The 25,112-nt window shown below is 64.9% G+C and carries 21 protein-coding genes; 4 read left to right on the forward strand and 17 right to left on the reverse strand.

Annotated elements, in window-relative coordinates; translation table 11 throughout:
- Nucleotides 1–46: 46 nt before the first annotated feature.
- The 14 genes from EWU68_RS03555 to EWU68_RS03620 all read right to left on the reverse strand — a co-directional run bounded on the left by EWU68_RS03555 (nucleotide 47) and on the right by EWU68_RS03620 (nucleotide 13,868).
- Entirely contained in the window at nucleotides 47–1,006 is a 960-nt protein-coding gene (locus EWU68_RS03555; protein ID WP_129314436.1) for a shikimate dehydrogenase family protein, read from the reverse strand.
- Nucleotides 997–2,211, reverse strand: a complete 1,215-nt coding sequence (mltG, locus tag EWU68_RS03560) for an endolytic transglycosylase MltG (RefSeq protein ID WP_129314437.1) — start codon at nucleotides 2,209–2,211, stop codon at nucleotides 997–999. The genes EWU68_RS03555 and mltG overlap by 10 nt, the downstream gene beginning before the upstream one ends.
- Nucleotides 2,208–2,729 carry a Holliday junction resolvase RuvX gene (gene ruvX, locus EWU68_RS03565; protein ID WP_129314536.1) on the reverse strand — a complete coding sequence of 174 codons (522 nt, stop codon included), beginning with the start codon at nucleotides 2,727–2,729 and terminating at the stop codon, nucleotides 2,208–2,210. The genes mltG and ruvX overlap by 4 nt, the downstream gene beginning before the upstream one ends.
- A gap of 28 nt (nucleotides 2,730–2,757) precedes the next feature.
- Complete coding sequence (gene alaS, locus EWU68_RS03570) at nucleotides 2,758–5,442, reverse strand: alanine--tRNA ligase (RefSeq protein ID WP_129314438.1); 2,685 nt, start codon at nucleotides 5,440–5,442, stop codon at nucleotides 2,758–2,760.
- An 86-nt stretch (nucleotides 5,443–5,528) separates the two neighbouring features.
- Entirely contained in the window at nucleotides 5,529–5,990 is a 462-nt protein-coding gene (locus EWU68_RS03575) for a hypothetical protein (RefSeq protein WP_129314439.1), read from the reverse strand.
- On the reverse strand, nucleotides 5,987–6,424 hold the full coding sequence (locus EWU68_RS03580; RefSeq protein WP_129314440.1) for a DUF948 domain-containing protein: 438 nt from the start codon (nucleotides 6,422–6,424) through the stop codon (nucleotides 5,987–5,989). The genes EWU68_RS03575 and EWU68_RS03580 overlap by 4 nt, the downstream gene beginning before the upstream one ends.
- A 163-nt stretch (nucleotides 6,425–6,587) precedes the next feature.
- Entirely contained in the window at nucleotides 6,588–7,229 is a 642-nt protein-coding gene (rpsD, locus tag EWU68_RS03585; RefSeq protein ID WP_129314441.1) for a 30S ribosomal protein S4, read from the reverse strand.
- 1,502 nt (nucleotides 7,230–8,731) lie between these two features.
- Nucleotides 8,732–10,120 carry a replication-associated recombination protein A gene (locus EWU68_RS03590; protein ID WP_238692283.1) on the reverse strand — a complete coding sequence of 463 codons (1,389 nt, stop codon included), beginning with the start codon at nucleotides 10,118–10,120 and terminating at the stop codon, nucleotides 8,732–8,734.
- 32 nt (nucleotides 10,121–10,152) lie between these two features.
- Nucleotides 10,153–10,590, reverse strand: a complete 438-nt coding sequence (gene dtd, locus EWU68_RS03595) for a D-aminoacyl-tRNA deacylase (protein ID WP_129314442.1) — start codon at nucleotides 10,588–10,590, stop codon at nucleotides 10,153–10,155.
- Nucleotides 10,591–10,626: 36 nt separating this feature from the next.
- A complete protein-coding gene (locus EWU68_RS03600) occupies nucleotides 10,627–10,941 on the reverse strand; it encodes a DMT family transporter (RefSeq protein WP_129314443.1) in 315 nt (104 codons plus the stop codon).
- Entirely contained in the window at nucleotides 10,938–11,306 is a 369-nt protein-coding gene (locus tag EWU68_RS03605) for a DMT family transporter (RefSeq protein WP_129314444.1), read from the reverse strand. Before EWU68_RS03605 ends, EWU68_RS03600 begins: the two co-directional genes overlap by 4 nt.
- Nucleotides 11,303–11,863: a TetR/AcrR family transcriptional regulator gene (locus tag EWU68_RS03610; RefSeq protein ID WP_129314445.1), complete on the reverse strand. Its 561-nt coding sequence runs from the start codon at nucleotides 11,861–11,863 to the stop codon at nucleotides 11,303–11,305. The genes EWU68_RS03605 and EWU68_RS03610 overlap by 4 nt, the downstream gene beginning before the upstream one ends.
- A 94-nt stretch (nucleotides 11,864–11,957) precedes the next feature.
- The gene (locus EWU68_RS03615; protein ID WP_129314446.1) at nucleotides 11,958–12,353 is read right to left on the reverse strand and encodes a DoxX family protein; all 396 of its coding nucleotides are present in this window, start codon (nucleotides 12,351–12,353) and stop codon (nucleotides 11,958–11,960) included.
- A gap of 114 nt (nucleotides 12,354–12,467) precedes the next feature.
- Nucleotides 12,468–13,868, reverse strand: a complete 1,401-nt coding sequence (locus tag EWU68_RS03620) for a sugar porter family MFS transporter (RefSeq protein ID WP_162421355.1) — start codon at nucleotides 13,866–13,868, stop codon at nucleotides 12,468–12,470.
- Between the two features lie 350 nt (nucleotides 13,869–14,218).
- Between EWU68_RS03620 and EWU68_RS03625 the strand changes: the two genes are divergently transcribed.
- The 4 genes from EWU68_RS03625 to EWU68_RS03640 all read left to right on the forward strand — a co-directional run bounded on the left by EWU68_RS03625 (nucleotide 14,219) and on the right by EWU68_RS03640 (nucleotide 20,808).
- Entirely contained in the window at nucleotides 14,219–15,874 is a 1,656-nt protein-coding gene (locus EWU68_RS03625) for a fucose isomerase (RefSeq protein WP_129314448.1), read from the forward strand.
- A gap of 122 nt (nucleotides 15,875–15,996) precedes the next feature.
- A complete protein-coding gene (locus EWU68_RS03630) occupies nucleotides 15,997–17,001 on the forward strand; it encodes a LacI family DNA-binding transcriptional regulator (protein WP_129314449.1) in 1,005 nt (334 codons plus the stop codon).
- A 1,213-nt stretch (nucleotides 17,002–18,214) separates the two neighbouring features.
- Nucleotides 18,215–19,336 (forward strand): glycoside hydrolase family 172 protein, encoded by a 1,122-nt coding sequence (locus tag EWU68_RS03635; RefSeq protein ID WP_156265363.1) that lies wholly within the window; start codon nucleotides 18,215–18,217, stop codon nucleotides 19,334–19,336.
- Between the two features lie 62 nt (nucleotides 19,337–19,398).
- Nucleotides 19,399–20,808: a sugar porter family MFS transporter gene (locus EWU68_RS03640; protein WP_129314451.1), complete on the forward strand. Its 1,410-nt coding sequence runs from the start codon at nucleotides 19,399–19,401 to the stop codon at nucleotides 20,806–20,808.
- On the opposite strand, the gene EWU68_RS03645 is transcribed toward EWU68_RS03640, so the two are convergent.
- From EWU68_RS03645 to EWU68_RS03655, 3 genes are all read right to left on the reverse strand, one after another.
- On the reverse strand, nucleotides 20,794–21,984 hold the full coding sequence (locus EWU68_RS03645) for an acyl-CoA dehydrogenase family protein (RefSeq protein WP_129314452.1): 1,191 nt from the start codon (nucleotides 21,982–21,984) through the stop codon (nucleotides 20,794–20,796). The genes EWU68_RS03640 and EWU68_RS03645 overlap by 15 nt on opposite strands.
- A gap of 93 nt (nucleotides 21,985–22,077) precedes the next feature.
- Complete coding sequence (locus EWU68_RS03650; RefSeq protein WP_129314453.1) at nucleotides 22,078–22,842, reverse strand: crotonase/enoyl-CoA hydratase family protein; 765 nt, start codon at nucleotides 22,840–22,842, stop codon at nucleotides 22,078–22,080.
- A 191-nt stretch (nucleotides 22,843–23,033) separates the two neighbouring features.
- Complete coding sequence (locus EWU68_RS03655; RefSeq protein ID WP_129314454.1) at nucleotides 23,034–24,977, reverse strand: aconitate hydratase; 1,944 nt, start codon at nucleotides 24,975–24,977, stop codon at nucleotides 23,034–23,036.
- Nucleotides 24,978–25,112: the final 135 nt, after the last annotated feature.

Below are 25,112 nucleotides of genomic sequence, written 5' to 3' on the forward strand. Positions count from 1 at the left end.
GGCGCGCGGCCCCGCAGTTCCGGGCGCAACGACGTGATGGTGTCCTTCATCGTCTCGGTTGGAGCAAGGCGTCGTCGCACACCGTCCGCGGAACGAAGGTGCGCGCCGGGAGGCCGAGGGCAGATGCCATGGCCGAGATGACGTCCTGCTGATGCGGCAGGTCCTCGACGAGGCTCTGTCCGACAAATAGTTTGATCTGGTCCACGGCCTGGTACAAGAGCATTTCACGACCCGAGACCGCGGTGCCCCCGCGGGCTTCCACGGCCGTGGACAGCTCCGACGGCCACGGATCGTAGGAGACGTCCAGCACGGCCGATCCACCGAGGTCACCCGTGATGTTCGGGGCGTATTCGTCGAAGGCCCGGGCCGGAAGAGTCGAGACGACGTGGTCGAAATCCTTCAACCGTTCGGGGGCCCGGTCAAGGGGTTCGAAATCCAGATCCATGCCGATCCGGTCAGCGACGTCGGCCACTCGGTGTGCCCGCGACTCGTCACGGACGAATACCGTGCACCTGGCTGCGCCCAGGACGTGCAGGGCCGCGGCCGCGGCCGTTGCCGTGCCACCACCACCCACGATGGCGGCCCGGGGGTCGGGACCTGCGGACAGGCCGGTCAACGACAACGCGTTGACGATGCCGGCCACGTCCGTGTTGTGTCCGAGCACCCGCCCCTCTCCCCCTGCCGGGTCCTCCTGGGCCGGATCGCCCACGCGGGCGAGGGTGTTGATGACCCCTACCTTCTGCGCGAAACCCGTGAGCCGATCCGCGAACCGGATGGCCTCCGACTTCAGGGGCATCGTCACGGAGAAACCTCTCCATGACGGGTCCCGAAGTGCCGGAAGGACCGTGTCCGCCAACGCGGATTCCTCGACGTCCTCGGACCCGTACCGGATGCCGACGTCCAGGACCTGGTAGGCGGCGCGGTGCATGACCGGTGACAGGCTGTGCCCCACGGGGTGACCGAGAACGCCCGCCCAGGGACCCTGCGTTCCCTCCGTCAGACGCATTTGCCCTCATGTTCGGAGCACCACTGGTCGTACTCGTCCACGTTCTTCTGGTGTTCGTCGTAGGTCTTCGCGAACTTGGTTTCGCCCGTGTCCAGGTTCACCGTCACCCAGTAGTAGTAGTCGTTCTTCTCCGGGTGCGCAGCAGCCTTGATCGCGTTGGACGCCGGCGAGCCGATGGGCCCCTGGGGCAGACCCTTGTTCGCAAAGGTGTTGTACCCGTTGGAGGCGTCCTGCTTCTGTTCGTCGCTGATCTGGTAGGTCTTCTTGCCCAGTCCGTAGGCGACCGTGGCGTCGGACTGCAGGAAGCCCTGGGTCTCTCCGTCCGGGTTGTCGATGCGGTTCTCAATGGCACCGGCAACGCCCTTGTAGTCCTTCGGCGTGCCCTCGAATTCGAGGATCGAGGCGACCGTGACCACGTGGAAGATGCGGTCGTCGCCCTTCACGCCGGCATTCTTCAGGTCCTTCTTGGTCTTGTCGACCATTTCCTGCACCACGTCCTTCGCGGAGGCGTCGGCGTCAAAGCGGTATTCGCCAGGGTGCAGGAATCCTTCGAGGGACGTGAACTTGTCCGGGACGCCGAATTGTCCGGGGTCGTTGTCCAGGGCCTTGAATTCGTCCACGCTGATGCCCGTGCCCTTGGCCAGGGCGTCGAAGGTTTCGTCCTTGCGCTGGTTCTGGCTGATGGCGACGTAATGTTTCGCGCTGCCGGAGCCGATGAGGGAATTCATCGCGGATTCGGAACTCATGTGTTCCTGCAGTTCGAATGTTCCCGGCTGGATGAATTTGTTGGACGCCTTGTCCTCCATGACATCCACGAATTTCTCGGAATTCGCGATGACGCCCTTCTGCTCGAGGCGCTGGCCCACGGATGCGTTCGAATCGCCTTGGCTGACGGTGATGCTGACGTTCTTGCCGTTGCCGTCCCCGTGGTAGTCCTTGACCTCGAACAGACCCATGCGCGGTCCCAGGATCGATGCGGAGACCACGAAAGCGATGACGAAGACGATGGTCGCCGAAACCAGGACCTGACGACGCCGCGCGTAACGACGCCGTGCCTGCTCCGGGGTCAGGTGCTCCTGCTCGATGCGCAGGCCACGAACGCCCGCTCTTCGTTCGGCTTCAGTCGGGGAGAAAAGTCCGTGAAAGGACTCGTTGTCATCGCCCGAAGACTCCCCACGGCGTTGGCGTGATGAATCTTCGCTCACGGAAGTTCTCCATTCTTTTCGACGTCATCGGTCACCGAATCATTGTCAGCGGCGTGCGGTTCCAAGTTAATACAATAACCGGCCACCGCCCGATCGGCTTTGAGCGCGTCGAGCGCCTGCTGAAGAATATTAGCCGCTGCCACCTGATCGACCACGGACTTGAAGTCTCGTGAAGACACGCCCGCGTCGTGGAGGGACCTGTGAGCAGAGACTGTGGTGAGCCTCTCGTCCACGAGCCACACGGGAATGTCTGTAACGCCTTCGTCACGAAGTTCCGCGACCAGGGCGTTGGCGTACTCCTCCGCCATCTGCGTGGAAGCACTCGATCCGCCGCTCATGGTGCGGGGGTGGCCCACGAAGATTTCCGTGACCTCGTGGACCGTGACCAGTTTGCGCAGGACTCGGCGATCCGAATTCGTGTTGGCGTTGCGCTTCAGGGTCTGGAGCGGCGTCGCCAGGATTCCGTCGGGGTCGCTCAGAGCCAGGCCGACGCGGGCATTGCCCACGTCGACCCCCATGCGTTTGCCTCGTTCGAACACGGTCTCTTTACTTGCCCGCCTGGGCTACCTGGCTCTTGACCTGGGTGAAGGCCTCGTCGATCTTCGCGGGGTCCTGTCCACCGCCCTGAGCGAGGTCGTCCTTGCCGCCGCCGCCACCGCCGAGGGCACCGGCCGCGGTCTTGACCAGGGCCCCGGCCTTGACGCCGAGGTCGCGCGCAGCCTGATTGGTGGCCACGACGACCACGGGCCGCCCGTTGTTGGTCCCGGCGACCATGACCGTGGCAGCTTCCTCGCCGAGGCGGTGCCGCAGGTCGGTGGCCAGGTTGCGGACGTCGTCGGCGGCGAGGTCTCCCGCGTTGTGGGCCAGCAGCCGCACTCCCCCGATGAGTTCGGCGGATTCGACGAGTCGCCCCGCTTCCGCCTGGAGCTTCTCCTTGCGCAGCTTCTCGAGCTCCTTCTCCGCCGACTTGAGCCGGTTGAGCGTCGAATTGATCTTCTCCGGCAGGTCGGCCGAGTTCTGGACCTTCATCAGGTCGCTCAGCTGGCTGACCAGGGTCCGTTCTGCCGCCAGGTGGTTGAAGGAATCCAGGCCGACCAGCGCCTCGACGCGGCGGTTGCCGGACCCGACGGACTGCTCGGAGATGAGCGAGAGCGAGCCGATTTCGGACGAGCTGCTCACGTGCGTTCCGCCGCAGAGTTCGCGGGAGAAGTCACCGTTCATTTCGACGACGCGCACGACATCGCCGTACTTCTCGCCGAACAGCCCGATGGCTCCCATCGCCTTGGCCTCGTCGTAGGGCATTTCGCGGGTGATGACCTCGTAGTTGTCACGGATCGCGGTGTTGGACAGCCCCTCGACTTCCTCGCGGACGGTCTGCGAGAGCGAGTCGGTCCAGGCGAAGTCGAAGCGCAGGTAGCCCTCCTTATTGAAGGAGCCGCGCTGCATGGCTTCGGGGCCGAGCACGCTGCGCAGGGCCGCGTGCACGATGTGCGTGCCCGAGTGGGCCTTCTCGGCGTCCTTTCGGCGCTGCACATCAACCTGGGCCTGGGCCTCGACGCCGGCGACGACCTCGCCCTCGGTCACCTCGCCCTTGTGGACGCTGAGCCCACGGACGGGCTGCTGGACGTCATGAACACGGATCGCATAGCCGTTTCCGGTGATCATGCCCGAGTCGGCGGCCTGACCACCGGCTTCGGCGTAGAACGGGGTCTCGTCCAGGACGATCTCGACCTGGGCGCCCTGGGACGCGGCCGGGACGGTCACCCCGTTCTGCAGGATCGCGCGGACGCGGGTGTGACCGCTGAGCTCGGTGTACCCGGTGAACACGGAACCGCGCTCGTCGACCAGCTCACGGAACGCACCGAGGTCCTCGTGCGAGCCCTTCTTTGCCTTGGCATCGGCCTGGGCGCGCTGCCGCTGCTCCTGCATCAGGGAACGGAAGGCCTTTTCGTCCACGCCGACGCCGGCCTCGGAGGCCATCTCCAGGGTCAGGTCGATCGGGAAGCCGTAGGTGTCGTGCAGGGCGAAGGCTTCTTCGCCCGTGACGGATCCGCCGCCGGTCTTGGCGTGCTTGACGGCCTCATTGAGGCGCGTGGTCCCGGACTCGATGGTGTGCAGGAAGGCCCGCTCTTCCGCGTAGGCGATGCGGGAGATGCGGTCGAAGTCGTCGGCGACCTCGGGGTAGGCGCCCTTCATGGCGTCCCGGGAGGTCGGGAACAGCACCGGCAGGCACGGTTCGGTGACTCCGAGCAAACGCATGGCGCGGATCGCGCGGCGCAGCAAGCGACGCAGGATGTAGCCGCGGCCTTCGTTCGACGGCGTCACCCCGTCGGAGATGAGCATCAGGGACGAACGGATGTGGTCGGCGACCACGCGGAGCCGGACGTCGTCCTCGTAGCCTTCGTCCTCGGCGGACTCCGAGCCGAAGTACTTCTTGCCGGACAGCTCCGAGGCGGCGTCGAGCACTGGGCGGACCTGGTCGGTCTCGTAGAAGTTCTCGACCCCCTGGAGGAGCATGGCCAGGCGCTCGAAGCCCAGGCCGGTATCGATGTTCTTCTTGGGGAGCTCGCCGAGGATTTCGAAGTCGTCCTTGCCGATGCCCTCACCACGCTGGAACTGCATGAACACGAGGTTCCAGATCTCGATGTAGCGATCGTCGTCGGCCGCGGGTCCGCCCTCCTTGCCGTAGGCGGGGCCGCGGTCGTAGAAGATCTCCGAGTCGGGGCCGGCGGGTCCGGGCTGGCCCGTGGACCAGTAGTTCTCCTGCATGTTCATGCGCTGGATGCGTTCTTCGGGGAATCCGACGTCGCGCGTCCAGATGTCGAAGGCTTCTTGGTCGCCTTCGTACACGGTGACCCAGAGGCGTTCGGGGTCCAGGCCGAAGCCGCCCTCGGACTGCGGCGAGGTCAGCAGCGTGTAGGCGAAGGGAATCGCCTGTTCCTTGAAGTAGTCGCCGAAGGAGAAGTTCCCGGCCATCTGGAAGAAGGTGCCGTGGCGGGCGGTCTTGCCGACTTCGTCGATATCCAGAGTGCGGATGCACTTCTGGACGGAGGTCGCGCGCTTGTAAGGGGCCTTCTCCCGGCCGAGGAAATACGGGATGAACGGGACCATTCCGGCGATCGTGAACATCGCACCGGCTTCGTTCGAGACCAAGGAGGCGGACGGGACGACGGTGTGTCCGCGTTCTTCGAAGAATTCGATCCAGCGCTGCTTGATTTCCTGAGAGAGCATATCGGCTATTAGTCCTTCGTCCTGAGTGTCTTGAGTGACGTTGTCGTGTCCGTGGGATTGGGGTGCTTGGTGCGCCGCGTGCGGCGCTACTGACCGTTCCTGGGGTCCTTGCCGGATCCCAGGAAGAAGTCGGGTGGGAGTTCTTCGATGGACTCCGCTTCTTGGGCCGAGGCCTGTGGCTCGGTGACTTCCGCGTCCACGGGGCGGCTTTCGAGGGGCTTGTCCCAGGTGTCGAGTGAACCGGGGCGGATGTCCTTCTTTTGGTTCGCGTACTTCTGGGTGAGTTCTTCTTCCCGTTCGGCCATGCCCTGTTTGACGGTGGCCGTGAATTTGAGGGCCTTGAGTGCACCCTGCCGGACCGGTGTCATGGCGCCGGAGAACCAGATCCTGCTGACGGTTCCGTGGCCCTCATCCCTTTTCTCGACCTGCATGGGGTCCCTCACCACTAGTTCCTGTGCGGTCTGGACGATCTGCCCGCCTCGCTTGGACGCGACATATCCTGCGGCCGCCCCAGCGAGCAGCAAACCTGCTTTGGACCACCAGCTCATCGGCCTTCTCCCGTCTCTGAGGTCCGGCCGGCTCCGGTCGCCGTGCCGGCGTCCTGCCCTTGGGCCCGGTGCCCGTTCTGTTTGCCGTCGCTCTCGGTGCGGAAGGCCTTGCGGACGCCGTAGGAGAACGAGGCGACCTTGATCAGGGGCTGTCCGACGGTGGAGGCGACGAGACTCGAGAGAGCGGACACGTTGGCCGAGGCGTCAGAGACGTTGTCGGTGATGCCGTCCACCTTGGCGAGCTGCGAGTTGGTGGTGGTGACGGTTCTGGTGACTTCGTCGATGAGCGGACCGGTTCCGGCATTGATCTGCCGGACGGTCTCACGGATTTCGTCGAAGACCTTGCCGAGTTTGATGATCGGCATCGCGAGGAGGGCCACGAGGATCGCGAATACCCCGGCCGCGATGAGCCCTGCGATTGCTCCGCCCGTCATGAATGCACCGTCTCCTCTGGTGGAATCGATTGGGTCCCGACGGTCGCTGGCTGCTTTTGCCGGGACGAGTGACAGTTTACGGCATGGCACTGTCATTCATTGCCCTATTAAAGCGGCGATGGCCCGGGCATTTGCCCGGGCCATCGGAGCAAGGCTGGACGCCTTAGGACATGCGCGAGTAGTACTCGACGACGAGCTGTTCCTCGCACGTGACGGGAATCTCGCTGCGCTGGGGCTTGCGCTCCAGCTTGGCGTGCAGCTTGTCGATCTCGACATTCAGGTACGCCGGGGTATCCGGGAGGACGTCCTGGTTGGCGCCGGTGGCGGCAACCTGGAACGGGTCCATCTTCTCGGACTTCGGGTGCACGTGAACCAGCTGGCCTTCCTTCACGCGGAAGGAGGGGCGGTCCACGCGGACGCCGTCGACCATGATGTGACGGTGCACGACCATCTGGCGGGCCTGAGCGATCGTGCGGGCGAAGCCCGCGCGGAGGACCAGTGCGTCCAGGCGCGACTCGAGGATCTGGAGCAGGATTTCACCGGTCCGGCCCTCGGTGCGCTTGGCTTCCTGGTATGCGCGGAGCATCTGGGTCTCGCGGATATTGTACTGCGCGCGGAGACGCTGCTTCTCGCGCAGACGGACGGCGTAGTCCGAGTCGGCCTTCTTGCGGGCACGGCCGTGCTGGCCGGGACCGTACGGGCGACGCTCGAAGTACTTCTCGGCCTTCGGAGTCAGCGGGATTCCGAGGGCGCGAGACTTGCGCACCAGGTTACGGGCGCGCTTGCTCTTGGGAGTTGATGCCACAATGTGCCTTTCATGCGGTTGACCGTGCGACGCGGTGGAGCACGATCATTTGTTCTGCTGTTACTGGCCTCCACGGTTCCGTGCACGTTTCGCACGGTGGAGAGCTGTGGGTCAGCCGCAACCCTCACTACAACTGCCCCGGTGATCACCCATGGGGTGCGTTTTGGGGAGCTTGCCAGCCAACGCCCCAGTCTAGCTTCTTCGTGTGCTCCCGACCAGGAGGAACAGAGCCGGGTGCGTCACACCCTCCCGACGAGGAGGGGACGCGCCCGGCTCCTGATACTCAGGCGTGGTTACTCGGCGTGCAAAACGAGACGATAATTCGTCATGGGTTTACGGCTCGCAAGGAGCCCCGTCCAACCTCCGGACAAATCGAACTTCAGGTCAAATATACAGGTGTGGTCCCCATGGTCTGACCAGTTGAACTCGAGAGGGATGGTGACCTGCGCTCCCGTCCAATCCAAACTATCTGAGCCATCAGATTTGCTCCATTGAATGGTCCCAGACAAGGGAATTCCCGCTCTCGCACCCGACTGGGCGCGATTGCCCAAGGTCGACCGGCCGGTGAATCTTTTGCCTCCCGCTCGTGGAAGCACCACGTACGGCCGAGGAACTTGGTGATTAAAACTTCCGCCAGCATAAGTATTGACTTCCATGGGCTGGGCATTCGGCCAACACGTGGCTCGCACGGTGATCGAGTACTGGAGGTTTGCGTTGGCCCACCCTCCAAAGGAAGTGGCGTAGTCCCGAAGGCCGGTGAAGGAGTTGAAGGCTTGAAGGATACGGGCACAATTAATCTTCGGCCCCTGCACCTCATCCTTGGTCAGGCAAGGGTCCGAGGGATCTGCGCCGGGTTGCGAGGCCGCGAGGGCCGGCACGGAAGCGGAGGCGGCCGCCAGGGGGACCGACCATGCCGCGCCCTTGGCCAGGGTGCGGCGAGACAAGTTCTGCTGTGTCATGGGGTGCTTTCATATCGGGCGGACGGGATGTCCGACAGGTCTGCGAGGGGCGTTCCCGGATAGGCAAAAAGGAGTCCACCCGGAAACTCACTCGGTAGCTTAGATGCCATCTTTTCCCATAGCGAGTGAACTATTGCACACGGCGACAACAAAATCTTCGTTCAACTAATCGATTATTCTTTCCATTAGCGCAGACACCGTCGCTCTGCGTCCGAAAATATTTCGATCGAGACACGCCGGGACGACACGAGAAGTCCACTTCATGGACACCACTTCGGGAGGCTCATCATCCCGCCCGTGCCGCCCGCTAGCGGAGCTTCTGGGCCACCTCGGAACCGGAGGCCGATCCGCACTCCCTCGATATGTACCCACGCCAGAACGAATTCATCTCAGATAGTTTTGGATCGAAATACATTCTTGGGAATGACCTGCGAAAACACTGCAGGAGTAGTGGTTGCATATCAAAGAAGGGCACAATATTGATGTGAAAAAGGAATCACACTGGGATTTCCTCCCGATGCAGTCTCGACTCTCGTCAAGGGGCTATTTGACGCCGAAGGTACCCAGAATCCTGCGAATGATCCCCAGCCGCTGCCGGAGGGGTTTCTCCGAGCCGTACTCCGTGGGTCGGTAGTATTCGCGCCCGACCAGCTCATCCGGGGCATACTGCTGGGCCGCCACGGCGTGGGACACGCTGTGCGGATACACGTACCCCTTGCCGTGTCCGTGTTGGGCGGCGCCCGGATAGTGCGCGTCCCGGAGGTGCGGCGGAACCAGGCCGGCTTTGCCGGAACGAACATCGCCCATGGCCTCGTCGATTGCGGTGATCACCGCGTTGGACTTCGGGGCCGTGGCCAAATGGATCACGGCCTGCGCGAGGTTGATTCTCGCTTCGGGAAGACCGATGAGCTGGACGGCCTGCGCCGCGGCAACGGCCGTCTGCAACGCCGTCGGGTCGGCCATCCCGATGTCCTCACTCGCGTGGACCACGAGCCTTCTGGCAATGAACCTCGGGTCCTCACCGGCCTCGATCATGCGTGCCAGGTAGTGCAGGGCGGCGTCGACGTCGGAGCCTCTGATCGACTTGATGAACGCCGAGATCACGTCGTAGTGCTGGTCGCCGCCCTTGTCATAGCGGAGGGCCGCCTTGTCCAACGCCTCTTCCGTGTGCTTCTCGGTGATCTCGACGGCGCCGGACCTGTCCGTGGCCTCACCGTACGCGACGGCGGCCGCCGCCTCGAGGGCGGTCAGAGCCCGGCGCGCGTCTCCCCCGCACAACTCGACCAGGTGGCGTCGGGCGGCGTCGGACAGGGACACCTGATCGCGCAGCCCTCTCTCCTCGGAGACCGCGCGATCCAGGAGGCCACCGATCGCCTCATTGTCCAAGGGTTTGAGCGTGACCAGGATCGAGCGCGAGAGCAACGGGGAAATGACCGAAAAGGACGGGTTCTCGGTCGTGGCCGCGACCAGCACGACCCACCTGTTCTCGACTCCCGGCAGCAACGCATCCTGCTGAGCCTTGGTGAAGCGATGGATCTCGTCGAGGAACAAGACCGTGGTGATGCCCCGCAGGTCACGGTCGTTCAGGGCCTGGTTGATCACGGCCCGGACGTCCTTGACCCCTGCGGTCACGGCCGAAAGCTCGGTGAACTTGCGGGAGGAACCGCGGGCGATCACGTGGGCAATCGTCGTCTTGCCCGTACCAGGCGGGCCCCACAGAATCACCGAGGAAGGCCCCGCCGGGCCGGCGTCCTCCCCCGCCAGCACGCGCAAGGGAGAGCCCGGTTTGAGCGCATGCTCCTGCCCCACGATCTCGTCGACCGTGCGCGGACGCATTCTCACGGCCAAAGGACTCCGGGGGCCGGTCGAGCGGCCACTCGCGGACTCCTCAGGGGAGGATTCGTCGTCGCTGTCGAAAAGAGATTGGGTCACGCACCCAGCCTATCGGAGGGGCCGGCGGCGCGTCAGAGCAGGTCGGCGCTGTCCAGGACGACGGTGAACGGGCCGTCGTTGACCAGCTCGACCTTCATTTCTGCGCCGAAACGACCCGTCTCGACCGTGGCCCCCAAACCGCGGAGGGCTGAAACGTACTGCTCGAACAGTGGTTCGGAGACCGGCCCCGGCGCCGCCTTGGACCACGAAGGACGCCTCCCCTTCCTGGCGTCGCCGTACAGGGTGAACTGGCTGACGGCCAGGATCGGTGCCTGTTCGTCCGCGCAGGACTTCTCCCCGTCCAGGAGGCGCAGATTCCAGGTCTTGTCCGCGAGTTTGGCGATTTCGGCGTCTCCATCCTCATGAGTGATGCCGACCAGCGCCACCAGCCCCGGCTCGTCGATCCGGCCGACGACCTCGCCCGAAACCGTCACCTGTGCACGTTCGACTCTCTGAAGGATCACACGCATGGGGCCAGTCTAGACAATGTCTCTTCCGCGAGCGGCTCACCCGAGATCGACGAGGGCGACCCCGGCAATGATGAGCACGATACCCAGAACCATGCGCTTGGTGAGGGGATCCTTCCAGATCGCGCGGGCCAACAGGGCGATCAGTGCAATACCGATCGCCGTCCAGATCCCGTACGCCACGCCCACCGGCATCCCGGCGTGCAAGGAGAGCCCGAGGAACGTGAATCCCGCCGCGTAGAAGATCATGATGGGCGCAATCCAGCGCTTTTTCCTAAATCCGTCCGATCCGCGCAGACTCAGCGTGGCCGCGACCTCGGAGACTATTGCACAAGCCAACCAGATCCAACTCATGGGCGCTCCTCGGAAACGACCGGGATCGGTACCGTCGCCGGGTAATGGGATTCGGTGCCGGTCTCGATCACCAACACCCCCAGCATGATCAGGCCGATGCCGAAGATTCCGGTCAGTGACAATGCCTCGCCGAAAAGCGCCCAGCCCAGGATCGCGGTCAGGGCGACGCCGACAGAGCTCCAGATCCCGTACGCCAACCCGACCGGCAGGCCCGCGCGCAGCAACGACCCGAGCAACAGGATCGCTCCCACGTATCCGACGACGGCCACGGGCACCCACGCCGGGTTGTCGACGGCACCGCGCAAGGACATGGTTCCGGTGACCTCGGCGAAGATCGCGCTCGTGAGCAACCACCACTTCTTCATCGGTAACCTCCTTGCGCCTCGGCCTGATCGATCAATTCCTGGGCACGGACCCCCACGTCCGCAAGGTTCTCCGCAGGGAACACACCGGTGGCCTCGGACATCCAGGCACCATCCGCGCAGAACCGGGCTGCCGTGAGCAGGGAGCGGGACTCGTCCGCGACGTCGTCGACCGCGAACCACGGCGACAGGAATCTGTGCCATGGCTCCCCGAGCTTCGGGTGGTAGAGCGCCTCCGAAAACACCCAGTAATCCGCGCGGGAAACCTCGGCGCTCGTGGCAACGGCGGCGTAGGCCCGATACCGCTCGAACACGGAGAGGGCTTCCGGTGCAGCGCCCGTGTGGTCTCGCAACAGGCCGTCCCACCGGGCCGCGGCGTGCTCGACCATCCCGAGCATCAGATTTTCCTTGCTCGAGTAGTAGTACATCAGGCCCTGCTTGGTCAGGCCCGCCCGGCGAGAGACGGATTCCAGGGACACCGTGACCCCCTGGACCGACTCCTGTTCCTCCGCAAGTTCCTTGGCCGCGCGCAGGATGCGCGCTCTCGTATCTTCGCTCACCCCGGTCACTTTACCTGCCGGGAGGTAAAGTACGCCAACCAGTCCTCATATGGGGACACGGACGTGTGGACTGCCGGTTCCCGCTCCCCCGCGATCAGGCGCCGGCGAGGCCGGGTACCGAGAGGGCGCCCGGACCCAGAACCACGATGAGAGCGGCCAGCGTGAGCAGAAGGATGTCGTATTCGGGTCCGCCCTTGGTCGCCCAGTACGGGCTGTGCCAGGCCATGACATGCAGGCTCGTGGTGATGATCATCAGGACCACCACGCCCAGTCCTGCCCATTGCGCCAGCACGCCCGTCGCGAAGGCCACGGCGGCCGCCAGTTCCGCAATGGTCACGAACCAGGCCACAGGAACCGCCAGGCCGTCGGCCTTCGCGAACGCCGGAACATCCTTGGCCTTGACCAAGAACTCCCGGACGAAGGCCACGGTGAGTACGGCGCGAACCAACAGAAGAACGATGGAGACGAGGGCGGGTGAGACGGCGAACATGGTCAACGACCCCTTTCGCCACGAGCAACTGCCGTGGTGCGAGTATTCCGGGCCCTCGGATGGTCCGGTGCGGCCATGCTACGCCCATCCGGCCCGGACGCGGCAGGGGCGAGGTCAGGACTTTCCGAGCCGGAAGTCCACCTCAAGCTCTTCCAGGCTCCTGTCCTTCGTTTCGGGGACCCACCGCATCACAATCGGCACGATCACGACGCCGATCACCGCGAAGGCCAGCATGATCGGCCCCGCTCCCACGTGGGACTGCAGCACGGGGAACGACTGCGATACGGCGAATGCGGCCAACCAGTTGAACAGTGTCGCGATTCCCATCGCGAACCCGCGGATGCGCAGCGGAAAGATCTCGGCCAGGATGACCCACAGCACCGGGCCCCACGTTGCGGAGAAGACGTTCGTGAACAGGACGAAGGCCAGAATGGTGACCACGACCTGCACCACCGAGCCGGGCTCACCGAAGATCGTGACGAGGCCGATCGCGGCCGTACTCACGATCAAACCGGCGACACCGGTCAGGAGCAGCGGCTTGCGGCCGCGCCGATCCACGATCTTCATGTGCACGACCACGGCGATCGTGGCGATATTCAGCATCCCGTTGAGGAAGGAGAACAGCAGGGACTGAGTGGGCGTCAGGCCCAGGTCAGTCAACACGCTCGGCGAGTAGTAGACCACCGCGTTGATACCCGTGACCTGCTGGAACACGGCAAGGAGCACGCCGATGACCAAAAGCTTGGCGACCCAGCCCTCGCTCCATCGGCCCGAGGCTTTTCCGCTCCCGGTGCCATCCGGACCCTTGTCGGACCGGTCCTCCATATCCTTCGCAGCAACCGCGCTGATTTCCGCGTATTCGGCGTCCGCCTCTGCGGGATCGTTCCGGATGGTGCGCAGCACGTCGTGTGCCCTCTCGGGATAGCCCCGCCGCGTCAGGGACCGAGGCGTATCCGGCATGAACAGCATTCCGAGCAACAGGACCAACGCCGGGAAGACTCCGATCAGGAGCATCCAACGCCAGGACCCACTGAAGGACAACACGAACCCGACGCCGCCGGCCACGCCCGTGCCGACCACGATGAGGTACTGGTTCATCGAGGTCGCGATCCCCCGGCGGCTTGCCGGCGCCATTTCCGCCAGATAGAGCGGCACCACCACGGAAGAAATACCGATCCCCAGACCCAGGACGAGTCGGGATGCGACCAGGACCTCCGCCGTCGGCGCGGCACCGGCCCCAGCGGCCCCGATCAGGAAGACGACCGCGGCCGCCAGGAGCATGCGCTGCCGTCCGATCTTGTCCGCAAGGGGCCCGCTGGAGATGGATCCGACCATGGCTCCGATGACGCCGGAACTCACGACGAGTCCTTCGACCGTCGGCGACAGCGGGAGTTCGTCCGGGACGAAGAGGATGGCGGCGGCCACGATGCCGTTGTCGTATCCGAACAGGAGCGCCCCCAGTGCCCCCAGCACAAAGACTGTTTTCGTGGTGATCAGGCGATGGTGTTGTCGCACGGTAGAGGCCTTTCTCGGTGTGCCGGCCCCGGCGTCGGCTCGATGCGGGATCCGGACTCTCATGGGCTGCGAGGTGAGTAATCGATTTATTGCCTGCGGCACACCATAGTTGAGGGAACGTGCTCCAACAAGACCTGGATCACATTTTTCGCCCATTCCTCACCGCCTTCGGTTCTTGGTCCCTCTACCCTGTTTTTCCTTGTGTCAGGTGCGCTGGCGGCGTCGTGCTCACCAGATGGAGTATTGACATCACATATCTCCGCTCGTACGGTTTCGGTCAGTAATCGTTTTCCCACGGAAAGCGAATCACGATGCGGTCACCCGTATCGACGAGCTTCGAAGGAGATGCCATGACTGACTCTGCACCCACGACCTACCGGTTCCCACCGCAGGCGCCGTCTCCGGAGGCGCCCGAGCAGACGGTCATCCTGATTCCCAGCGGTGACTTGCGGGAAAGCGCCAACACGGCGAGTTGGTCGGCCCAGCAGGAGCTGGAACGGCTCGTCACCGACGCCGTCGAATCGACCGGATGGTCGGTGCAGCGCGGGTTCGAGCCCGACCAGGAGCGGGGCCACGGCTTCATTCGGTCCCAGAGAATGGGGATCGACGTCTTCCGCGACATCCCCCGCGACGCTCCGCTGATCGTGGCGACCGCCAATTGGCAGTACAGCCACCACGTCCTCGCCGGCCTCCGCACGCACCGCGGCCCCATCCTCACGGTGGCCAATTTCGCCCCCGAGTGGCCCGGCCTGGTGGGTCTGCTCAACCTCAACGGAAGCCTCACCAAGATGGGCCGGGAGTACTCGACCCTCTGGACCGTGGACGGCACCGACGACTGGTTCAGGGACGGCGTTCGGGAATGGCTCTCGACCGGATCGGTCACCCAGGACGCGTCCCATGTTCGCGACCTCCCCGCTTTGGAAGACAGTGAGGAGAAACGTCTCGGCGAGGCCCTCGGCGACCAGTTGCTGACCGACAAGGCGATCATCGGCGTGTTCGACGAGGGGTGCATGGGAATGTACAACGCGATCATCGACGACGAATTGCTCAACCCCATCGGCGTCTACAAGGAACGCCTCTCTCAGTCCGCGCTGGTCGCCGAGATGAGCACGGTGTCCGACGAGGAGGCCGACGCCGTCGGACGGTGGCTCGAGGACGCCGGCATGACGTTCCGCCTGGGCGAGGACGAGGCCACGGAGCTCACCCCGAAGCAGCTTCGTGCGCAGTACAAGATGTACATCGCGGCGATGCGGATCTCCGACGACTTCGGGCTCGACGCCGTCGGGATCCAGTATCAGCAAGGGCTCAAGGACACCTGCCCCGCCTCCGACCTGGTCGAGGGGCTGCTCAATAACGAGTACCGGCCTCCGGTGACCAGTCGCGACGGCTCCCGCGTGCTGTGGGACGGCCAAGCTCTGCCGAACTTCAACGAGGTGGACGAAGGCGTGGCCGTGGACGCGTTGGTCACCAACCGTGTCTGGACCGCGATGGGTATGGACCCGGCCACGACCCTTCACGACGTCCGCTGGGGAGAAGAATTCGACGGAGCATACGTCTGGGTCTACGAGATCTCCGGTTCGGTCCCAGCCTCCCACCTGCCCGGCGGCTACGAGGGCGCGGAAGGCTGGCGGCAGGACCCGGTCTTCTTCCCCGCGGGAGGATCGACGATCAACGGCGTCTCGAAGCCCGGCGAGATCGTCTGGTCCAGGGTCTACATCCAGGACGGTGCCCTGCACGCCGACGTCGGCCGCGGGAGCGTCGTCGAACTCCCGGACGAGGAGACCCAGCGCCGCAAGGAAGCGACCAACCCCGAGTGGCCGGTCGCGAACGTCGTCCTGCACGGGGTCGACCGCAACCAGTTCATGGCTCGCCACAAGGCGAATCACGTGCAGATCGTTTACGGTGACGACGCCGACGCCGCCGACCGCGCCCTGACCGCGAAGGCCGCACTGTTCTCCCGCATCGGTGTCACCGTGCACGTGTGCGGCGACGTCCGGATCGCCTGACCGCGGGCGGGTGCGACGGCAGAGCATGTGCGTCCAGTAAGCTGGCAGATGTCCGTGTGACGCGGGAGGCCACACCGCGGCCTCCCGCGTCCCGCACCCCATCACAACCCCTCGGAGGATCCATGTCCCGGTCCGAACCGACAGTCCGCGACGTCGCAGAGCGTGCGGGAGTCTCGTCGGCCACGGTCTCGCGGGTCATGAACGACGCCCCCAATGTGGACAAGCAACTCGCGCGCCGCGTCCGGGAGGCCGTAAAAGCCACGGGATACGTGCCCAACGCGGCCGGCAGGTCCCTGCGGGCTCGCAGCAGTTCCCAGATCGCCGTGCTGATCCCGGACGCCGACAACCCGTACTTTTCGCAGGTGGTCAGCGAGGTGGAACCTGCGGCCCGAAGCGCCGGCTACTCCGTGATGCTGTGCCACACGGGCAATGAGCCGGACCAAGAACAGACGTACCTCGACCAGATCGTCGCCCGGCGCATGGCCGGCGTGATCGCGATTCCCTCCGACGAGAGCTGGTCGGGCCTGACACCCCTGACGGAGGCCAACATCCCGGTGGTTCTGGTCGACCGGCGCCTGCCCGACGTCGAGGTCGACCGCATCGCCACGGACAACATGGACGCCGGCCGACAGGCCGCGGTTCACCTTCGCGACAAGGGATTCCGCAGGCCGGCGTGCATCACCGGTCCGGAAACCCTGACGACCACCGAGGACAGGCTGCTGGGCTTTTCCCATGCGTGGTCGACCTCAGCCGGTGGCGCGCCGGCCCTCTACCGCGGGGATCTGCACTTCGACTCGGGCTTCACCGCGATGACCGAGATCCTGGACGACGGCGACATCGACTGCGTGTTCGTGACCAACAACCGCATGTCGGCGGGTGCTTTCCAAGCCATCCGTGGGCTTCCCAACCCGCCCGCACTCCTCGCGACCGACGACGACATCTGGACCCGCCTGGTCACCCCTTCGGTCTCCGTGATCCAACAGCCCATCCGCGACACGGGCCGGTTGGCCGCGCAGATGCTCATCGACCGCATCGCTGCACCGAACGAGATGCCCCGGACCACGCTGCTGAGTTCGAAAGTCATCGAGCGAGAATCCACGGCCGGCGGGCCTCCTTCGCGGGGGTGACGTTTGGGTTCGGGCTTGGCGGCGGCGGCGTCGGGCGCTCGGACGCGCTGGGCGCTAGGGCGTCGTCGGAGGCTCGGGTGCGCGGGGTGTGAGGGCGGCGTCGGAGGCTCGGTGCGTGGAGTGTGAGGGCGGCGTCGGGCGCGGGTCACTGCGCGCGCAATTGTGTATTTCCTAGTCAATAGAGATCTTTCGGGCGACGTCAGAAGCTCGTCGCCACCTCCGGCCTTCCTGGTACAGCCCATGACTCCGGTCGAATTCCGTCCGTGGGTGGGGTTTGGCCGATTCGGTGCCGAGTCCCGGCATTTCTCTCGCGTCGTTGTCCCGCGATTCGGGCGCGTTGGGTGGGGTTTGGCCGATTCGGTGCCGAGTCCCGGCATTTCTCTCGCGTCGTTGCCCCGTGTTTCTGGCGCGTTGGGTGGGGGTTGCCCGATTGGGTGCCGAATTCCGGCGTTTCTCTCGGGTTTTTGCCCCCTTAATTCCGGCGCGTTGGGTGGGGGTTGGCCGAACTGGTGGCAGTTGCCGGCGTTAGGAGGCGGCTATAGCACCACCTAACGGCAGGCATCGCCTCGCAATCGGGCAACCTCCTCCCGACCGAGGCCCTTCGCCAACCTGAAGACGACTGTGCCACCACGCGCGCCACCCCACCACCGTTCACAACCGCCTCACGAAGCACGACGCCGTCGCCGCGGGCCATCAAGCGACTCGAGGTGGCAATGGCGTGCGTTTTCGGCCCTGCTCGGCCCGCGAAGTGGCAGATTTGAGCGGTTTTGGGTGCAAAAACCGCACGAAAGTGCCACCTCGCGAAAAGGACCGCACGCGAATGCCACCTCGGGAGAAGGCATCGTCAGGAACGACCTCGAGGTGGCAATGGCGTGCGTTTTCGGCTCTCGCCGACCCGCGAGGTGGCAAGTCCGTGCGGTTTTCAGGGCAAAAACCGCACGAAAGTGCCACCTCGCCAAAAGGACCGCACGGGAGTGCCACCTCGCGAAAAGGACCGCACGAAAGTGCCACCTCGGCAGGTTCGACCGCCGAAACCGCCGAGGCCGCCCGCGGCGCCCGTGGCCCCCGGAAGTAAACGATTTCTCCCACCAGAAGAATACCCCGCCCAAGACGCGCAGTTGCCCTATTGACACCCCGGCCCTCCGCCCGTAGCGTGTCGGTAATCGATTACTCAGATGATGTTCCCCGTCACAAGGAAGTGTGGTGAACCGTGATGGCCGCAGATCTCGCCGGCATCTCTCGCCTCCGCAATGTCTCGACCCGTTCGATCAGTCCCGAAAACTTCGACGGTTCCCCCGGAGGCGGGGGCCGCGCCACGGAAGGGACCGGGGCCGCGGCCGCGCGGGACCTGGGGCCCGGGTGGAAGATTTCGCCCAGCGTCGATATCGCCCCTGGTGAGACGTTCGACCTCGCCAACATCCGCGAACCCGGCCGCATCACTCACGTGTGGATCACCACCCACACCGATCACTGGCGGACACTGCTCCTGCGGGCCTTCTGGGACGGCGCCTCCGAACCTGCCGTCGAGGTCCCGTACGGAGACTTCTTCTGCAACGGGTGGGGCGAGTTCTCACAGGTCAGCTCCCAACCGATCGCGGCCAACCCGCAGGGCGGCTTCAACTCCTACTGGCCCATGCCCTTCAAGGAATCGGCCCGATTGACGCTCGAGAACACCTCCGAGGTCGTGGCGACGGTCTACTTCCAGATCACCTACGAAATCGGTGGCGACTACAGCGACGAGGCCTACTTCCACGCCCAATGGCGGCGCAGCAACCCTCTGCCTGACAAGACAACGCACACGATTCTGGACGGCGTCGAGGGATCCGGGCACTACGCGGGCACCTACATTGCCTGGGGCAGCAATTCCAGCGGCTGGTGGGGCGAAGGCGAGATCAAGTTCTACCTCGACGGCGACGACGCCTACCCCACCATCTGCGGCACCGGCACGGAGGACTATTTCGGAGGCGCCTGGAACTTCGACGTACCCGGCCACGGGTACCAGGAGTTCTCGACCCCCTACCTCGGGATGCCCCAGGTGATTCGGCCCGACGGGCTCTACGCAAGTCAGCAGCGATTCGGCCTGTACCGCTGGCACCTGCCGGACCCGATCCGTTTCCACCAGAACCTGTCGATCGATATCCAGGCCCTCGGATGGCGGAGCGGGTGGCGCTACCTCCCGCTCCATGACGACATCGCCTCGACCGCGGTCTTCTACCTGGACCGCCCCACGGCGTCCAGACCGACGACGCCGGGCTTCGACGACATGGAAGTCCACATCGGCAAAGAACCGGTCCCCGATCTCGGGGCGACTCCCCCGCGGGAACCCCGCAGCTGAACACTTCGACCATCAGAATCGGCCCGTCCTCCAGCGGCGGGCTCGCCGGAGAGGAACACGGCATGAGCCAGACATCGACGTCGCCCCAGAAGACCCTCGACAGAGCCCACGAAAAGATCCCGCCGCGCGTATACCTCATCGCGCTCCTGGCGGGCCTGTCCGGGCTCCTGTACGGATATGACTCCGGGGCCATTTCGGCGGCCCTACCACCCATGATCGAGGACTTCGGGCTCTCGGAGGGCTCGGTCGGAGCGATCACGTCGATGCTCCTGTTCGGGTCCCTTCCCGCGATCGTCGTGGCCTCCGTGGCCGCCCTTCGCTTCGACCGGAGGCACCTGCTGCTCGTGGCCGGAGTGATCTTCGTGGTCGGGTCGATCGGCTGCGGTCTGGCCACCTCGGCGGGCCTGGTCGGCGCCTGGCGGTTCTTCCTGGGCCTCGGCGTCGGAATCGCCAACATGTTCGGGCTGATCTACCTGTCGGAACTGGCGCCCACGAGAATCCGAGGCATGTTGTCCGGCCTGTACCAGCTGGCGGTCAACTGCGGGATCCTCTCGGCGTACGTCGTCGGCGGCGCCCTCGCTCCCTCGGGAGCTTGGGAGTGGATCCTGGCCCTGGGCGCCGTCCCGGCCGTCGTCTTCTTCATTGGCATGTACATTGCGCCCCCGAGCCCCCGCTGGCTGCTGACCCGGGGACGCGAGAACAAGGCACTCAAGGTTCTCCGCACGCTGCGCGGGACACCGCAGATCGCGGAACTCGAAGTCCGCGAGATGAAGGAAATGCTCAACACGACCCGTGGTGGGGTCAAGGACCTTGTCTCGCACGCGCGCAAACCCGTGCTCCTGCTCCTGGGGCTGACCTTCTTCCAGGTCTTCACGGGGATCAACGCCGTGATCTACTACGCCCCGATCATCTTCGGCAAGCTCGAAGGCCTCGGCAGCAACGCGGGCCTGATCGCGAACTACAGCGTCGGCATCGCCCTGGTGGTCTCCACCGCCGTGGCCCTCCCGATGATCGACAGGGTCGGCCGAGTCACGATGCTCGCCTGGTCCATGGCCGGCCAGACCCTGTCGATGGTTGCACTGTGGGTCCTCCCGGAATCGGGATGGATCACGGTGGTGCTCGTCTTCCTCTACACGTTCTCCTTCGGATTCGGCATGGGACCCGTGTTCTGGCTCCTGGTCCCGGAGCTTTTGCCGCTGCGTCTGCGCGCCGTCGGCATGGGCGTGGTCACGTTCGCCCAGTACCTGATGAACGCGATCTTCTCCTCCATGGTTCCCCCGGCCATCGCCTCGTACGGGTCCGTGGTCTTCCTGGTGTTCGGAGTCCTCTCCCTCGCGGCGTTCTTCTACGTGCTGCGCCTCGTCCCCGAGACGAGCGGGCAGTCGCTGGAGAACATCGAGAACTACTGGAAGACAGGGTCCTTCGAGATCTTCAGCGAGCCCGCTCAGCGCAACGGCTCACGCAAAGGCTGAGAGCCCCGTGATGTTCTTGCCCACGATCAGGGTGTTCATCTCGCGGGATCCCTCGAAGGAGTAGATGGCCTCGGCGTCGGCGAACAGCTTGGCGATCTCGTACTCGAGCACGATACCGTTCCCGCCGAACAGCTCTCGGCCCCAGGCGACCGTCTCCCTCATGCGGGTCGTGCAGAAGGCTTTGGCCAGCGCCGCCTGTGCCGAGGTGTCCTCCTTGTTCTCGGCCAATTGGCCCAGACGGATGACCATGCCCAGCATGGCCGTGACGTTGCTGAGCATCTTGACCAAGAGGTCCTGGATCATCTGGAATCCGCCGATCGGTTTCCCGAACTGGACGCGGGTGGTGGCGTACTCGCGGGCCACCTCATAGGCACGCATTGCGACGCCGGTGGCCTGCCAGGCGACGTCGCCCCTCGTGTCCCGCAGGATCTTGGCAACGTCCCGGAACCCGTTGATGTTCTGCAACCGGTTCTTCTCGGGCACCCGAACATTGGTCAGGGTCAGGTCCGCATTCTCCACCGTGCGCAGGGAGATCTTTCCCTGGATCTTCTCGGCGTGGAACCCCTCGGTCCCCTTCTCGACCACGAAGGCCTTGACCTGGTCGTCCGCGGTGTCCCTGGCGTAGACCACCACCAGGTCCGCGAACGTTGCGTTGCCGATCCAGCGCTTGGCGCCGTTGAGCACCCATTCGTCGCCGTCGCGCGTGGCTGTGGTCCGCATTCCGCCGGACACGTCCGATCCGCCCTCCGGCTCGGTCAGTCCGAACGCGCCGATCAGGGACATGTCCACCATGTCCGGCAACCAGCGCTGACGCTGCTCCTCGTCGCCGCCACCGGCCACGGAGCCCATCGCCAGGCCCGTGTGCACACCTGCCGCGACGGCGAAGGAAGGATCGGTCTTGTTCATCTCGATCCGGATGAATCCGGCCAACAATTCGCTGTGGGGCGTGACCTGGACCCTGCTGTACTCGGGGTAGCTTCCCGCTGCGGTTCCCAAGGGTGCCAGCTTCTTGAACAAGTCTTTCGGGAACTCGCTGGCGTCCCATGCTTTCTCGGCCAGGGGCTTGATCTCCGTGGCAAGGTACTCGCGGATACGTTTCAGCTCAGACTGCTCCTCCGGGCTGAGGAGCGAGGCGTAGTCGAGAAAATCGGACGTCGTGTTGGCTGGTTTGGACATGGTTGGTCCTTCTTTCCGTCTGGTCATGGTTCGTTGCGGGTCTGGGTCGCCGTCGTTCGGCCGGGTCGTCGTCGTTCGGCCCGTGGAGATGGATCAGCGTCCCTGCCACTGGGGTTTCCGGCGCTCGGCGAATGCCGCGGCCCCCTCGGCGAAGTCCTCCGACAGCTTCAAGGAATCGACGATCCGCGCCTGACCCGCGAAAGCCTCCTGCTCCGTGGTGTTCTCGGCCATCCTGGCCACATCCTTGACCGCGGCCAGGGCCAGCGGCGCGTTGGCGGATATCACTGCGGCGAGCTCGGTGGCGGTTTCGAGAGCGTGTCCTTCCTCGGTCACCCGGTTGACCAGGCCGATCTCGTGGCCTCTCTCGGCCGTGAAGGTTTGGCCCGTCAGGAGCAGCTCCATCGCCAGGTGGTGCGGGATGCGTTGCGGAACACGAATGGCCCCGCCTCCCCCGGGAATCAGGCCGCGCGTGACCTCGGGCAACCCCAGAGTTGCCGATCCGGCGGCAACGATCAGGTCGCAGTTCAGCGCAATTTCCAGGCCTCCGCCCAGCGCGAAGCCCTCAATTGCGGCGATCATGGGCTTGCTGGTGACCGTCTGCACGAATCCGGCGAATCCGTGCCCCTCGATGCTCACGTTCTCGCCCTTCGCAGCTGCCTTGAGGTCCATCCCCGCGCAGAACGTCCCCGAGGCACCCGTCAGGATGCCGACGCGCAGATCCGGATCGGATTCCAACTTTTCGACCGCGGCTCGCAACTCGCCGGCCACCTCGGCGTTGATGGCGTTCTTCTTCTCCGGCCGGTTCAGGGTGATGACCAGCGCGGAATCCTTGGTTTCGGTCGTGACAACTTGGCTCATGTGATCTAGATCCCTTTCACTCTTCCCCCGACTCTATGCCCGCGGGTCGGTGATTCCAGGATTCCGACTCGGCGGCGTCACACGTGACAAGGACCTACGGACGTTCGGGCCGCGGCGTCGGCCGGCAGGCTCGGAACACGACCGAAAGGCGCGGGGCCGGCATCCGCGGATCGGAAGGGTGGGACAAGCCTTCAGACCGACTGCGCCGTCAGCGGAATGCGTCCGCCCGCCAGAACCATCTCCACCTGACGCTCGGACAGGCTGTGGTGCAGTGTGGTCTCGCGACCGCCGATGGTTGCCTTCACAGTGCGGCCGCCCGTCAACGCGTTGCGCAGATCCTCCAGCACGACGACGTCGCCCTGCTGCGCGGCCTCATAGTCGGCGTCGTCGTCGAACTGAAGCGCGAGGATGCCGAAGTTGGCCAGATTCTGCCAGTGGATGCGGGCGAAGGATTTCGCGATGACCGCGCGCAGGCCGAGGTACCGCGGGGCGATCACGGCGTGCTCGCGGGAGGATCCCTGGCCGTAGTTGTCGCCCGCGATCACCACGTGGCCGCCGTCCACCTGACCGGCACGCTCCGGGTAACTCGGGTCGATCCGCGTGAAACTGAACTCCGAAATCTTCGGAATATTGCTGCGATACGGCAGGACGCGGGACCCGGCGGGCATGATCTCGTCCGTCGACACGTTGTCCCCCATCACCAACAGGGCCGGGGCCTCCAGGCGGTCGTCGAGAGGCTCGAACTCGGGCAGGGAGGAAATGTTCGGTCCCTTCACGAGCTCGACCTGCAACGACTCTTCCTTCTCAGGCGGGGGCAGCAACATGTCGTCGTTGACGCTGTACTTCTCCGGCATTTTCGGCTTGGGGCAGTCGATGCCGTGGCTCTCGCCCAGGGTTCGCGGATCCGTGATCTTGCCCGTCAGCGCGGCCGCGGCGGCCGTCTCCGGAGAACACAGCCACACGGCGTCCTCCTCCGTACCGGAACGACCCGGGAAATTGCGCGGCATCGTGCGCAACGAGTTGCGACCCGTGGCCGGTGCCTGCCCCATACCGATGCACCCCATGCACCCGGACTGGTGAATACGAGCCCCAGCCGACACCAATGACGTCAGCCAACCTCCCGCGATGAGGTCCGCCAGAACTTCGCGGGAGGTCGGATTGGCGTCCACCGAAACCTGCGGGTGGGTCTGCTGTCCGTGAAGAGTCTCGGCGACCACCGCGAAATCCCGCAATCCAGGATTCGCGGACGACCCGACCACCACCTGGAACACGTCCTCGTCCTCGACCTCGGCCACCGGGACCACATTGCCGGGTGAGGACGGCTTGGCGATGAGTGGCTCCAGGGAAGACAGGTCGATGTGCTCTTCGACGTCGTAGGTCGCGCCGTCGTCGGCCTCGATCCGTTGGAAGTCGTCGGGTCGGCCGACGGCGTCGAGATAGTCGCGCACGGCGTCGTCGGCGGGGAAAATGCTCGTCGTGGCGCCGAGCTCGGCACCCATATTGGCGATGACGTGCCGGTCCATCGCCGTCAGCCCCTTCAGACCGGGGCCGTGGTACTCGATCACGCGACCGACGCCGCCTTTCACATCATGACGACGCAGCATTTCCAGGACGACGTCCTTCGCGGAAACCCAATCCGGCAACTCGCCGGTGAGTTCGACGCCCCAAACCTCGGGCATCGAGACGTACAGGGGCTGACCGGCCATGGCCATCGCGACTTCCAGTCCCCCGACGCCGATGGCCAACATTCCCAGGGCACCCGCGGCGCATGTGTGGGAGTCGGAACCGATCATGGTCGCGCCGGGGCGCCCGAAACGCGACTGGTGCACCGGATGGGAGACGCCGTTGCCCGCCTTGGAGAACCACAACCCGAATCGCTGTGCCGCGGATTGGAGGAACAGATGGTCATCGGGGTTCTTCTCGTCGGTCTGCAACAGATTGTGGTCCACGTACTGGACCGACAATTCCGTCTGGATGCGGTCCAGGCCCATGGCCTCGAGTTCGAGCATCACCATGGTCCCCGTGGCGTCCTGAGTCAGGGTTTGGTCGACCTTCACGGCGATCTCCTCGCCCGGGGTCATGGTCCCCTCGACCAGATGGCTCGATATGAGTTTCTGAGCAACGTTCTGTGACACTTCTCTGCCCTCCCGGCTCTGACGAGCACCGGGTCTTCTCTGACCCGGGATCTGATCCCAGGCTATGCCCCACGTCACAAAAGGTTAAGTCGGGGTGGTCGGGATGGCGTCGTGGGTCGGGGGTCGGGGCGGCGT

The sequence above is a fragment of the Rothia koreensis genome (genome assembly GCF_004136575.1).
Classification (GTDB): domain Bacteria; phylum Actinomycetota; class Actinomycetes; order Actinomycetales; family Micrococcaceae; genus Rothia; species Rothia koreensis.